This window comes from Sphingopyxis sp. Geo48, assembly GCF_949769155.1.
Taxonomy (GTDB): Bacteria; Pseudomonadota; Alphaproteobacteria; order Sphingomonadales; family Sphingomonadaceae; genus Sphingopyxis.
Genome location: NZ_CATKPA010000004.1, coordinates 311,168 through 323,570, shown reverse-complemented (window position 1 = coordinate 323,570; position 12,403 = coordinate 311,168). Strand labels below are relative to the sequence as shown.

The window sequence follows — 12,403 nt, the reverse complement described above, 5'->3', positions numbered from 1 at the left end:
GCCGTGCGCTCAGAAACGATAGCGAAGCTGCACGCCATATTGCGCCGGCTCTCCGTAGATCGAGTTGATGAAACCCGAATTATTATAGCCCGGGTTCGCGGTGACGCGATATTCCTTGTCGAAGATGTTGGTGCCATAGATCGCGGCGTCGATGGGCGCACCGAACATGTTGTTCCACTCGAAGCGCAGGTTGACGAGGCCATAGCCCGCGATCGTGTCGAAAGGCTGTGCCTCCGGGGTCACCCGCTGGCTCGACTGGTAGGTCCAGTTGGCGTTGAACGCCATTTCGCCCACGCCCTCGACCGACGGCAGGTCGATCCGTCCGTTGAGACTGAACTTGTGCTTCGGCACGAAGGAGAAGGGGGTACCCGACAGGTCGCGGCTCGGCTGCGCCGCGGTCAACGCCTGTGGGATCGCCGGGATCGCGATCGAGTCATATTCGAGATATTTTGCCGAATTGTAGGAATAGACCGCGCTGAATGTCAGACCGCGCACCGGCACGAGCTGTCCTTCGAACTCGAGCCCCATGACCCGCGCCTTCTTGGCGTTGGTCAATATGTCGGAGCCCGCGATCGATGCGCGCTGGATCACCTGGATGTCGTTGTACCAGGTATAGAAGGCGGATATGTTCGTGCGCGCCCGCGCGTCGCCGCCGAGGTTCCAATCCTTCTTCACGCCGAGTTCGAGATCGGTCACCTGCTCGGGGCGGACCGCGAACAGCGGATGCTCCTCGCCGAGGAACAGCGATACGATCGGGTTGCTGGCACCCGACTTGTAGCCGCGCCGCGACACGGCATAAAGCAATGTATCGGGGTTTGCCTGCCAGTCGAGACCGAGCTGCCAGGTCGGCCCGTCGCTCTTGCCCTTGAACGTCGGTGTTGTGCAGTTCGGATAATAGAGCGTCGGGAAGCCGCCCGCCGCCACCGCCTTGAACGCGTCGTATACGCAAAGATTGGCATTCAGGCCGACCACCTGCGCCGCTTGCGCCGGAGTGATCACCCCGAGCGTGGCAAGCTGGTTGAATATCTGATAGCTTTGCGGATCCTGATAGGCTTGGATGTCGCCGCCGAAACGATCCCAAGTCCAGCGAAAGCCGGCCGTGGCGGTAAGATCGGGGGTCAGCTTATATTGCATCTGCGCATAGACCGCCTTGCTCCGCCCGTCGACATGCGCGGTGGGTTGCAGGCTGAGCGCCGGCGCGAGCGGCGTCGGCAAGCCGAGCGCGGCCTGCAGCGCGGGCGGCAGGATCAGCGGTCCGCCGCCGAGCAGGCCGAGTTGCTGCATCGGGTTGACGGTCTGGAAGGTCAGCGGCGACGGTGTCTTCTGGTCGAGGAAAAAGCCGCCGGCCTGGATGCGCAAGGTGCCATCGTCGTAACGCAGTTGGAGCTCTTCGGTAATCGTGCGGAGATTGTTGTTATAGCTGCCGGGGTAGGCGCCGAGCAGATCGGCGATCGGCAACGGCGTCGAATCGCGATCGGTCGCGCTCGTCGAGCGGGTGCGGGCATAGCTGAAGATATTCTTCAGTGTGAGCGTGTCCGAAAGATCGAACTCCGTATTGTTGAGCGCAAGAAAAGCCTTCGCGACTTCGCGGGTCGGGACGCTGAGCGCCGTCTCGCGCACACCTCGCGCCTGCTGCGCCAGCAGGTAGGGCTGCAGCAGGGCCGCGTAGGGACGTGCCGGATTGACCGCGAGCAGGATGCTGCCGCCGCCATGCTCCTTCACATCGACATAGCTGACCGCAGTATAGCTGCGGATCGTGTCGGTCGGGTTGAACTGCAGCCCGAAGCGCAGGCTGTAGTTGTTGCGGTTGAGATAGTCGAAACCCGTGACGGCATCGCGGACATAGCCATCGCGCTTGTCGAACTGCCCGGCGACGCGAATCGCCAGCACGTCATCGACCAGCGGAATGTTGAGCGCGCCCTGCCCGCTGCGGCGATTATAATTGCCAAGCGTCAAATCAGCATAGCCTTCGACCACGCCCATCTTCGGGCGCGCTGGTTCGAGCAGCACCGCGCCGCCCGTCGTGTTGCGGCCGAACAACGTCCCCTGCGGTCCCTTCAGCACCTGCAGCGAAGCAAGATCGTAGAAGCTGCCCGGTCCGCTGACGCTCGTCGGCACTTCGGCGAAATAGCCGACGACACCCGGGCCGCTCCCGGTCCCCGGTCCCCCATTGCCCCCCATGCCGCGGATCGAATAGGTTTCCTGGTTGCGAGCGACATCACCGAGCACCGACAGTGACGGCGTATAGTTCTGAAGGTCGGTGCCGGTGTTGACCCCCTTCTCGCGCAAGCCGTCCTGACTGAACGCGGTGATCGCGATCGGCACCTGCTGCGCGCGCTCCTCGAAGCGGCGAGCGGTAACAATGATCTCTTCAAGCCCGCCGCCCGCCGAGTCAGCTTGCGGCGCATCCTGCGCTGCGGCCGACGACGGATTGGCAGCGAGTGCCAACGGTGCCACGCCCCAGCAAAGCGACGTCAAAAATTTGCGCGAGATTGCCATCGATCATCCTCCCCATGACGGACCATATCGCCCGTTCGCGCAATTTGATAGGTTTTTATGAAATGCATTTCAATACAAAGTTTCATAATGGCGACTATTGGCGATTGCGCAGGGCCTGCAGCTGCCATATGAACGCAGAATGGCGCAAAAAAGCAGCGATACGACCACGATGCCGCGCACAACCCGGCCGACGATGGACGACGTCGCGCGCATTGCAAAAGTTTCAAAGCCGACGGTGTCACGGGTGTTGAGCGGAAGCCCGCTGGTCAGCGCGGATACACGCGAGCGTGTGCTGGCGGTCGCACGCGAGCAAGGATATGCGCTCAACCGTCATGCCCAGAAATTGCGGCGCGAACGCGCCAATGCGATCGCGGTCGTGCTCGACTTCGGATCGCATCGGCAAGGCGCGATCGGCGACCCTTTCATTTTCGAGTTGCTCGCCGGGATTTCCGAGGCCCTGTCGGTCCGCGATCTCGACCTGCTGCTATCGCCGTCGGGGCTGGACACGATCGACGGCTTTGTCGATCTTTACCAGTCGCGCGGTGCCGACGGCTTCATCGTGCTCGGCCAAGGCGCGCGCGACGCGCTGCTGCAAAAGGTCGCCCGCAAGGATATTCCCATGGTGGTCTGGGGAGCGGTCAATGAAGCGAGCGCCTACTGCGCGGTCGGAAGCGATAACAGCCTTGGAGGACGCCTGGCCGGTGAACGCTTCCTTTTGCATGATCGCCGCCGCTGGCTGTTCGTCGGAAGCCGCCAGCACGAGGAAATCCGCCTGCGCTTTGAAGGGCTGCAGGAAGCAGCCCGCAAAAATTCGGATGTCGAGATCGATGTTCTGTCGATCGAGTCCATGGCTTTTTCCGCGATTCACGACCAGGCCAACGCCTATCTGAAAACCTGTACCGTCCGCCCCGACGCAGTCTTCGCCTTTTCCGATACCGCAGCGATGGCGGTTATCGGCGCTTTCAGCAAAGAGGGGCATTTGACCCCGCGCGACTATTCGCTCGTCGGCTACAACGACATTCCGCCCGCGGCGCATTTTACTCCGTCGATCACGACCATCGCCCAGCAGACCGGAGTCGCAGGCGCGTTACTGGTGGAGAAACTGATGCAAGCGCTGGACGGTAGCAGGCCCCGATCCGCAATGCTACCAACTCAACTTGTCACTCGGCAGACCTAGCTGGCCGGTCGTCATGGCAGCTTTAAAGCGATGGTCCAAATCGGATAAACGACCGGCATCAGGCGCGTAGCTGCCATCCTCGCGGGGGTAAACGAACGACAGCTTATGGGCAGGCCCGCTGATTTCTCGAATGACCGCGATTAGGCGTATTCTGTTGAAAAACTCGGACGACGCACCTCATCCATGCCTCTTCCGTAATAAACATATAATAAGAACCCAATTGGCGATCCAAAGTTATGTAGCAATTAGAAATGTGCTAATATTTTTACTTGTGTCGAGGCGCCCAAAGCCGTGTGGATAGTTTTTCAACAGAATAAGGCGCATTCCCGACCAAATTCCATCGAAGCTCGACGTCTCGACGCTTGGCTTAGGAATCTGACGGACCGACATGCCTCTTGTGACGTCGTTGACCCGACATAAATGGCACCTACACCAAATGTGTGCCCAGGGAATGTCGGCTTCAGGCTACCCAGACCAGCAGATGTTCACCTAGCGGCGGCAATGTCGGAGAGACACGAAATGGCTGAATCGGCTTGCCGGTGCACACGATGAATTGACCACGACCGGTCGCGCCGCGGAGCTGAATCGCAACGGCATAGGCGTGGTCGAACGAGGCGAGCCGCGTCCGAAGGGGTGACAGGGCGGTCATGGATCACTCCGGCTGTGGGGGTAAGGGTAGAAGCGGACGCAAGGTCGCCAGCCTGTCATGGTCCGAATGCTATGCAGCGGTGGGCTCGGTTTCAGGATCAGCGACTGCCAGATCGATTAGAACCTTGGCGACATCGGCCTTGAGGGTGAGTGTTCGACCCTCGGGGATCAGCCATTGGACATCGTCGCGGAAGGCCGATCGGATCTGTTCCAGAAGCGCCTCGTCCTTTCCGAGGAGGAGCTTGTTCGCCAGGTTACGCGCATCGCGGATGAAATCGTCATGCTGCCTGCCCCAGCTGTCGCTATCGCAATCCTCGTCATAAGTGAAGACCGCATCCTCGATCAGCTGCGCGAGCGCCTGCGGCGTGACGATTGCGCCCTCCCGGACAAAAACATGTGCTTCGCCGATATGGCTGCTCGCGTTCGCGCAGACGAGCATATCGACGGGAAGGCGAAGCGTGGCGGCGGGTTCATCGAGCCCGGCGCAGCGAACTATCGGAACATTAAGGGTGATCGCAGTCACCCAGCCCGATTCAACATGATCGAGCATCTGGTCGTCGTCGGCATAGTGGAACAGTTCGCCCTCCCGTTCGACCGCAAAGGACAGGCGGGGGACGCGCGGAAGCACATCATACCATCGATAGCCGGCAAATTTGTCTTCAGCGAAGACAGGTCGGAAGCCGAGCTTCTCCTCGGTCAACACCTTCGCCGCGCATTGTTCGATATCGGCCTCGTGCCTGGGGATCAGGATCATTGGGACAGCTTCGACGCGCTCGTCCTCGACGTAGGCATTGCCGTCCGCGGTTCGCGGGCGCCATGCACAGAGCCACGGGCTGGCTTCGGGAAGGCCAACGCCGAGCTCGGTAGCGCGCTTCCAGTCCTTGAACGACAGGCGATGTTGGCCTTTGAGCGCGATGGTCCGGAAAATGGCCGCCTGCACTTCAACCCGCAGATCGGCGAGTGCGGCATTCTCGACCATCTCCTTGCGCGCGGGCAAAACGAGCTGGAGCGAGGGCGCGTCGACGATGTCGATCCGGACCGTCCATTTCCGCCGTGCGTCGATTTCCCCGATGGCGGGCATGCGGCAGGGAACCTTGATGCCATGAAAATTGATGCGCGGATCGCTCGCGATGTCATAGGAATCGCTGAAGATTCCGATCCGGCAGCCATGCCACTCTTCGATCCGGCAGGCGCCCTTGAGGAAATCCTCGCGCGGCAAGACTGCGCCCTGAAATTCGACGGGCAACGGGAAATGCTTCGCCGCTGCTTCGACCCGCGATTGGAGATTGGGCAACCATTCGGCGGGCATGGCAATGACGAGCTGTGTGCCTTTGCGGACCTCGTAGGCTTCGACCGTTAGGGGATTTTCGCCCTGCCAACCGTCCTTGGGAAACGTGACCGTCCATCCGGCATTGGCGGCTCTCGAGAAGGATCGCACAGTAACGCGCTTGCCGGCGAGGCTGAACACACCCATTCCGGCAGGGTCTTCCCGCCGTGCGATCTGGTCGCTCCAGTCAGAGCGGCCCAGCGTCACGAAGGCGGCGGGATCATCGATGCCGGTGCCGTCGTCTGCAATAAAGAGGGCTGGATTGCCTTCATGCTCGCCGAGATCGACGGCGATTCGCTGCGCACCGGCACGGCGGGCATTCTGGAACAGCTCGTTGAGAACGTCGGTGATCGTCCCGTTGAAGAGGCGCGACACCTTAGTGATAAGCTGCTCGCCGACGGAAGGGCGGATTTGAGCGGGAAGCGTCATGGGAATACTCCGGTTGCGCGGCAGCCTCATTGCCGCCGCACGTCCCCGCCTCCTTTCCTCCCGGCCGATGACGATCGGTCGCGAGCGATTGAGTGCGGGCGGCTCAGGCTTCAGGCGGAGCGAAGTGCCTTCTCGGCCGCGGTTTCGACATAGATTTGCCGCGCGCGCCCGCGACGCCGTTTCCGGATGCGGCCCTCAGCATAGGCCTCAGCCCATCGTTGCGCCTCGGCGGCACGCGCTCCGGCGGAGCATTCGTCCGCTTGCTCGAAGATCGTATAGGCGAGCGCATATTGCTCGCGTTCCGGAAGCGCGAGCAGCGCCGAGGCGATGGGCAAGGTGCTTTCGTAGAATTCGAGAGCGTGGCGACCGCCGCCATGGTGCATCAGTATGGCGAGCCGGCCCTTGCTACCGATCCCGGTCGGCCTCGCAATCATCACATCGTGCGAGGCATAGGTGACGGCGCCAAAACCATCGGGTTCCGCCGGATAGAAAATGCGGTTATCACGATGGGGAAGCGGGTGCGCGAGAATCTCATATCTGTCGAAGTTCTCGACTTTCCGGATGTCATTATGTCCGATGACCGTCATCGCAGGCCCTTTCTGCTGGGGTGAAGTAACTATGCCCAGGGCAGGCGCCTTGGGCGGCTCGTCGATGACGGCAATCAGGCAGCCCGGAGGCTGTCGCGCTGACGCAGACCGAGGTCGATAGCTGAGAGGCTTGCGAACCCAGGTTCGACGGCATCAAAGATGCCGGTTAGGTCGTCGAGGTCGGCCCAGACGCAGGCGTCGCCCGGATCAGGATCGAGCTGGAAGACGATCGGTAACGAGTCCGCGGTCATCTCCCGGAAGAAGGTGCGAATGATCAGCCACTCGATCCGGCGTCCGACTGCCCCGACGCGCGAGGCAAGCGCCGTCCGCTCGACAGGGCGCATCGCGAGGTAGCGCTCGGGCGCAATGAGCGGAGCGATCCGAATGCAAGCAATACGACCGGCGACCCCGGGCGCGTGAACGGTGCCGGCGCTCGCGATACGCTCCACCGCAACACCCTCGGCCGGAACCAGCGCGCGATAGACATAATGGGGCAGCGCCCCCGCGATGCGGGAACGCGAGACAATGACTTTCATCGACGTTCTCCTCAAGCGACCAGCCGCATCGGCGGCGTTCCGGGTTCGGCGAGGTGCAGTTCGCGCCGGATGCGCGCGGCGAGGCGGTCAGGCTCGAGCAGTTCGCCGACCGCGGCCCAGTGGTTGCGGTCGCCGCAATAATCCTTCCGCCCGGCGACGCGGCGGAACATCACTTCACGGCCGGATCCGATGCCAAGCCGGAGCTGGACATAGATTTCCTCGGTATGAAGGATGATCTCGCCGCTGACGGCAATACCGCCCTTGATCGATCGAAGATCATAGGTGCCGTCCTCCATGCAAAGGGCCTCGGCAAGCCGCTTCAGGGCCTTTCGGCCGTCGCTATGGAAGAGCTTCTTTGCCTGCTCGTCGTAGCTGACACCCCTATGCGCCAGCACCACGAGTGCGGATTTGCCGCGCATGTCGGCGATGCGGTCCAAGCAGGCGCGCCGAAGCGCGGTGTCGCCGCCGCCCGTGGCGCCCGCAACGGCACCGAGATGCCGCGCGAGCAACAGTACTGCGGGATCGGTTTCGTCGGGATTGCCGGCATTTCGGCAATCCTTGATCGCCGCGATCAGCGCGTGGAGACAGGCCGGCAGCGTCGAGAGTGCCGAAGGATCGAGCGCCTGCTGGAAGCGGAACGCGATATCGTATGACATGGGACAGGTTCCTTCTCCGGACGCCTATTGCGCCCGCCCCTGTCCTTCCCTCTCTCCTCCCATTTCGCAGGGATATTGAAGGCACCCCAAGTGCCCGCAGCCGCGATGTTCCACATCTGTCGATCGATGGCGAGCGGGAGGCAAGCGAGCGGGCGCCCCTCGGGCTCGGGTTCGTGCAGTGCACGTCGTGGCGCTGCAATTCATCGCCGAGAGGAGAATTTGCGCAGCCGACGATCGTCCGAATGTGCTAGATTACGTGCCTGCCCAAAATTGCGTCCCGCGGAGAATGACGATGCGCGAACTGGACGAGGAAGAACGCCATCTATTGCGCGCGCTCGATGGCCCGCTTGCGACCGGCGATCTGATCACGATGGTCAGGGATCTCGGCGAAATCCTGCGCAATCGCGGCCATGTGATCCAGGCCAATGTCGCGGAGCTTGCCGCCGATCGGCTGGAAATGCTCGATGCGCGGTCGCAGGCTTAATGGGAATTACGCCAAACATACCAAGGACCGGCTTCACCAGTCATGCTTCGGCAATGCCTCGACGCTGCCAGCGTCGCAGTCGAACAGGATATGGTCGAAGCCATGTGCACGAGCAAATCTCATCGCGGCAAGAAGATCGGCCGGTAGCTTGGCCTGCGCCGGCTCATCCACCTCGCGCGCCGGAACGAACCATCCGTATATGGTACTCGCAACATTGATCGGCCGGTCGGAGGTTGCCGCCGCGCACCATTCATCAAGCATGGCTGCCGTCGCAGTCGACAGATGCGCCGTGGCAATGACGCAATAGTGCCCGGTTTCGGGGCCCAGTGTCTGCATGTCGGCGAGTAGCGGATCGATATGGACGCGGTCAGTCTTGAGATTCTCGCTCGGATGATCATCGAAATAGATGTCCGCGATCGTTTGATCGTCGAGCGTCGCCGGATCGCGCCCATCTTCGATATCGGACCACCACTCGCGGCAATATTCGGCGACTTCCGCCATCAAGGCTTTCTGAGTCAGCGCGGCATAATGGTTGGTGCCATGCTTATGATCGATTGAACCGATGTGGATGTCGAAGCCCCACGGAATCAATCCCCGCGCAAGGCAATCCTCGAACGCAGCGATATCCTCGATCACCGCGGCGCGGGCAGCGTCATCGAGGTCGGCCGGCGTTTCGATGGCGGCACGGGCACGAGCGAGCAGTTGCGCCAAGGCGCGGATGCCAATGTCAGACATGATATAATCCTGTTCGGCTGATGTGAGCCTGCGCCGGCACTCGGCGAACTACGGCGCTTGGGCATGCTGGATCGATCAAATGACAATCGTTTGATCGATCGCGTCGATAACGCAGCGAATATCAGCTGCAGCCATTTCTAGGCGGCGCAGCGCTTCTTTCCGGCAATCACAGCCCTCGCTCGATGCTAGCTCAGCCATGAGAAAGGCAAAGAGCGGATCGCCCAAATCGTGGGTCTCCTCGATGCTTTCGATGTGGGCAAAGTCGCCTTCACCGTATGCGACGGCGCAAATTCGCTGGAATGGATTCAACATCGTCGGAACCGTTTCGGCAATGGTCATGCTCCCAAAGCAAGAAGGGACATGCCGGGCGTCCGGCATTGATCTCGCGAAGTGATGACCTTCACGAAGGATGAGGCCTGTCGGCGCGTGTCGATGACGTCCACGGAAAGGGAGCCTGGGCCGATATTCGTCGCATTCGGTAGCCAGCGACAGCGCCGTTCGCGCCATCGTGGGGACCGATCGACAATCATATCGGCGCGTCGGGATCGTCCATCGGCCTCGCGGTCGCGGCGCGCGAGAGGTCCGGAATGCGCGGGTCGTTGTAAATGCAGTCGAGCGACATCGACAGCGCGTGGTGCTCCGCCCCCTCGGGTGTCGAAGCATCGATCGTATAGACTGCGCTCGCAAAGCAATCGTCGCCGCTGAAAAATGCGACATCGACAAGGTAGGTAGCGACGACGGCGGTTGAGACCGCGCCTCGGCAATGCCTGTCGATGAGGTCCGCGACGCTCGAACGCAGCCCATCGATGTCAGGGTCAAAATCTTCCCACGTCACATCGTTGGGGCATTCGTCGAGGAGATAGTTGGACATGAGGTCCTGCATCGTATCGAGCAAGCGGTAGCGCGCATCGGTCATGGCGGGTCTCCATGGGAAGGAAGCCGCCGGATCGAACGAACCGGCGGCTTCGGACGTCAGTGGGCGGTTTCGAGAAGCTTGCGGGCCTTGCCCTCGACTTCGAGCCGGCTGTCCTGGTTGGTCCTGGTGCGCGCAAAGGCCGTGATGCCCTGCACGAAATCATAGATCGTCTCAGGCGGGCGGCCCTCTTCATTGAGCACCGTCGCGACGATCTTTGCGGTTTCGGGCTTCGAGAAGCCGCGTTTGCGCAGGAACGTCTCGCGGTCCTCATCCTTGCGGGCGACGATGCGCTCGCGCGCGGTCTTGATGCCGCTCAGGAATGGCATCGGCGAAGAGTCCGCGAAATGCTCGAGCGCGGGCGCTGCTTCATGGGCGAAGCGGTTGGCTGCGAATTTCGAGTGGCGGATCTTCACCTCCTCGAAATTCTCGACGCCCCAGAGGTTGCGGTTCATGCACACGGCGCGCAGATAGAAGGTCGCCATGCCGAGCGTCTTCGCGCCGACCTCGGAGTTCCAGCAGTAGAAGCCGCGGAAATAGAGATCGGGATCGCCATTGGGTAGCTTGCCCGCCTCGATCGGGTGCGTGTCATCGACCAGGAAGATGAAGACGTCGCGGTCGGAGGCATAAAGCGTCGTCGTGTCGCGTGTGACGTCGACATAAGGATTATAGTGCATGCTCGACCAGTCGAGCACGCCGGGGACCTTCCACCGCGTTTGCCCGATGCCGTCGCCGGCGATCTTCATCACCGCTTCCACGAGCTCATAATCCCAGATACGGCCATATTCGGGCCCGGTCGCGGCGCGAAGTTCGGTCCGCCCGTCGTCGGTCTGCAGCAGTTTCACCTGCTCGCCGCGGTGCGCGACGAGGCCGTGCTGAAGATTGATGCCGGCAAGCGCAGCCGGAAGCTCGCGAAGATAGGACGCGGGCGCGCCGACGAGGCTGCAAAGCTGTCCGAATGCCCAGTTCGTCGGCGCAACGGGCCGCTCTTCGTCGGGGACCATCAGCGAGAGTCGCTCGGGGCTATCGCTCCGCGCCTCGACACGGATCGCCTTGCTGTCGACGACGCGCGTGGTTGCCCGGTCGGCGCGGGCGCGAACGACATCATAGAGATCGGTCAGCGAGAGGAAGCGCTCGTCGTCGGGACGCGAGAACCATTCGGACGAAACGCGGCCGATGTTGCGGCCGCGGGAGATATCGACGCGATAGGCGCCGCCGACCGGACGGTCGGCAGCGGGGACAAGATTGGTCATGGGAAATCTCCGGCAAGAGTGGAACGTCGAGCCGGACCGAAATCACTGACCGGCTCGCCCCGTTCCCACCCCCTTCCCTCCCGACCGGCAGTCAGATGGCGTGGTGCGCGCTCGTTTGGTCGGTACCGCGCCGGTTCGCCTTGAGCAGCCCTCAGGCGGTGCAGAACGTGACCGTCTTGCCATCGACGCCCATCAGCGAGGCAAGGAAAGACGTGGTCAGCCGAACGGCTTGCCATTCTCCACGAAGGTGTATCCGTTGGCGGTTATCGCCTCATCTACGGCCTGCTCGGACGTCAGATACTCGAATTCGCTTTCGAGGCGCCGATAGAGCCAGCGGGCAAGGTCGCGCAGTGCTTCGATGATGGTTTCTTCCGCGGGGGAACCGAAGGCGATCCCTTCGCGCTCGACCGCGATGTCCATGCAATATTCATGGTAATAGCGACCGCGGTGGCGAATATCGGCGCTGAGCCGGTAGAAATGCTGGCGCTGGATGTAGCGAAGCGCATCGGCGATCTGGTGAAGCCTGGCATCCTGCGGCGCGTAGACCCGGATGGCTTTCGATGATCTGGGCCGATAGGCGTAGCTGCCGGCAAAGCTGGCGCCGTCTCCCTGGCTGGCAAAGCCCGTGAAGAATATCTGCGGCTCTTCGCGCTTTGTGCCTCCGACATGGGAAACCGGGTTGGTGCGAAGCGTGATACCGAGGATGTCGCAGATCGCCTCGAAGTCGCTGAAGACGAAGTCGTACCAGTCATGGTCGAAGGCGCCCTGACGATACCAGTCGCGCGCCTTGTCCTTAGCGCGCTCGTCCAGTTCGTCGAACTGATAGACGGTGATGGGGATGATTTCGGGCATTGCGGAAACCTCTCCGATTGGCGGCGCCGCGGTTCAATCGAACAGCGGCAGGCCCAGTTGAGGCGAAACGCAGCCGAGACCGCAGAGCCCGAGCGGGCACGGTCCATACTTGCCCTCGCGGTCAGCGAGGATGTCGCGCGAGGTGTGAAATTCGACGAATGGCCCGCTATGCCCACTCGGCCGGCGGCAGCCGACACCTACCGCGGCGTGGCAGTTGGGGCAGACAACCTCGAGAATGGGATCGCGGTGCCGGGACATTGTGCAGCCCGGTTTCTGGCAGAGGGCCTAGCCTTTGACGATGTGCGCC

Annotated in this window: 14 protein-coding genes; 2 read left to right on the top strand and 12 right to left on the bottom strand. The window is 61.9% G+C overall.

Going from position 1 to position 12,403, the window contains the following annotated elements:
* Nucleotides 1–9 precede the first annotated feature (9 nt).
* Nucleotides 10–2,499 carry a TonB-dependent receptor gene (locus tag QOL79_RS15645; protein ID WP_082665233.1) on the bottom strand — a complete coding sequence of 830 codons (2,490 nt, stop codon included), beginning with the start codon at nt 2,497–2,499 and terminating at the stop codon, nt 10–12.
* Nucleotides 2,500–2,638: 139 nt separating this feature from the next.
* Between QOL79_RS15645 and QOL79_RS15640 the strand changes: the two genes are divergently transcribed.
* The gene (locus QOL79_RS15640) at nt 2,639–3,676 is read left to right on the top strand and encodes a LacI family DNA-binding transcriptional regulator (protein ID WP_235588039.1); all 1,038 of its coding nucleotides are present in this window, start codon (nt 2,639–2,641) and stop codon (nt 3,674–3,676) included.
* A 460-nt stretch (nt 3,677–4,136) separates the two neighbouring features.
* On the opposite strand, the gene QOL79_RS15635 is transcribed toward QOL79_RS15640, so the two are convergent.
* The 5 genes from QOL79_RS15635 to QOL79_RS15615 form a co-directional block, all read right to left on the bottom strand.
* A complete protein-coding gene (locus tag QOL79_RS15635; RefSeq protein ID WP_082665232.1) occupies nt 4,137–4,325 on the bottom strand; it encodes a hypothetical protein in 189 nt (62 codons plus the stop codon).
* A 69-nt stretch (nt 4,326–4,394) separates the two neighbouring features.
* Nucleotides 4,395–6,080, bottom strand: coding sequence for an ATP-binding protein (locus QOL79_RS15630; protein ID WP_054588737.1), 1,686 nt, complete (start codon nt 6,078–6,080; stop codon nt 4,395–4,397).
* Between the two features lie 110 nt (nt 6,081–6,190).
* Nucleotides 6,191–6,667: a hypothetical protein gene (locus tag QOL79_RS15625; protein WP_054588738.1), complete on the bottom strand. Its 477-nt coding sequence runs from the start codon at nt 6,665–6,667 to the stop codon at nt 6,191–6,193.
* Nucleotides 6,668–6,741: 74 nt separating this feature from the next.
* Complete coding sequence (locus QOL79_RS15620) at nt 6,742–7,203, bottom strand: hypothetical protein (protein ID WP_054588739.1); 462 nt, start codon at nt 7,201–7,203, stop codon at nt 6,742–6,744.
* An 11-nt stretch (nt 7,204–7,214) separates the two neighbouring features.
* Nucleotides 7,215–7,859 carry a hypothetical protein gene (locus tag QOL79_RS15615; protein ID WP_054588740.1) on the bottom strand — a complete coding sequence of 215 codons (645 nt, stop codon included), beginning with the start codon at nt 7,857–7,859 and terminating at the stop codon, nt 7,215–7,217.
* A 292-nt stretch (nt 7,860–8,151) separates the two neighbouring features.
* Here QOL79_RS15615 and QOL79_RS15610 point away from each other — a divergent pair, with 292 nt between their 5' ends.
* Nucleotides 8,152–8,343, top strand: a complete 192-nt coding sequence (locus QOL79_RS15610; protein WP_054588741.1) for a hypothetical protein — start codon at nt 8,152–8,154, stop codon at nt 8,341–8,343.
* A gap of 33 nt (nt 8,344–8,376) precedes the next feature.
* On the opposite strand, the gene QOL79_RS15605 is transcribed toward QOL79_RS15610, so the two are convergent.
* From QOL79_RS15605 to QOL79_RS19610, 6 genes are all read right to left on the bottom strand, one after another.
* Nucleotides 8,377–9,078, bottom strand: coding sequence for a DUF5983 family protein (locus tag QOL79_RS15605; RefSeq protein ID WP_234715581.1), 702 nt, complete (start codon nt 9,076–9,078; stop codon nt 8,377–8,379).
* A gap of 75 nt (nt 9,079–9,153) precedes the next feature.
* A complete protein-coding gene (locus QOL79_RS15600; RefSeq protein WP_058804208.1) occupies nt 9,154–9,417 on the bottom strand; it encodes a hypothetical protein in 264 nt (87 codons plus the stop codon).
* Between the two features lie 187 nt (nt 9,418–9,604).
* Nucleotides 9,605–9,994, bottom strand: a complete 390-nt coding sequence (locus tag QOL79_RS15595) for a hypothetical protein (RefSeq protein ID WP_234715582.1) — start codon at nt 9,992–9,994, stop codon at nt 9,605–9,607.
* Nucleotides 9,995–10,050: 56 nt separating this feature from the next.
* Nucleotides 10,051–11,244 carry a DUF932 domain-containing protein gene (locus tag QOL79_RS15590; RefSeq protein WP_283420067.1) on the bottom strand — a complete coding sequence of 398 codons (1,194 nt, stop codon included), beginning with the start codon at nt 11,242–11,244 and terminating at the stop codon, nt 10,051–10,053.
* 216 nt (nt 11,245–11,460) lie between these two features.
* Nucleotides 11,461–12,096: a DUF8835 domain-containing pootine gene (locus tag QOL79_RS15585; protein ID WP_054588744.1), complete on the bottom strand. Its 636-nt coding sequence runs from the start codon at nt 12,094–12,096 to the stop codon at nt 11,461–11,463.
* A gap of 33 nt (nt 12,097–12,129) precedes the next feature.
* Entirely contained in the window at nt 12,130–12,354 is a 225-nt protein-coding gene (locus QOL79_RS19610; RefSeq protein ID WP_420496811.1) for a zinc finger domain-containing protein, read from the bottom strand.
* Between the last annotated feature and the right edge of the window lie 49 nt (nt 12,355–12,403).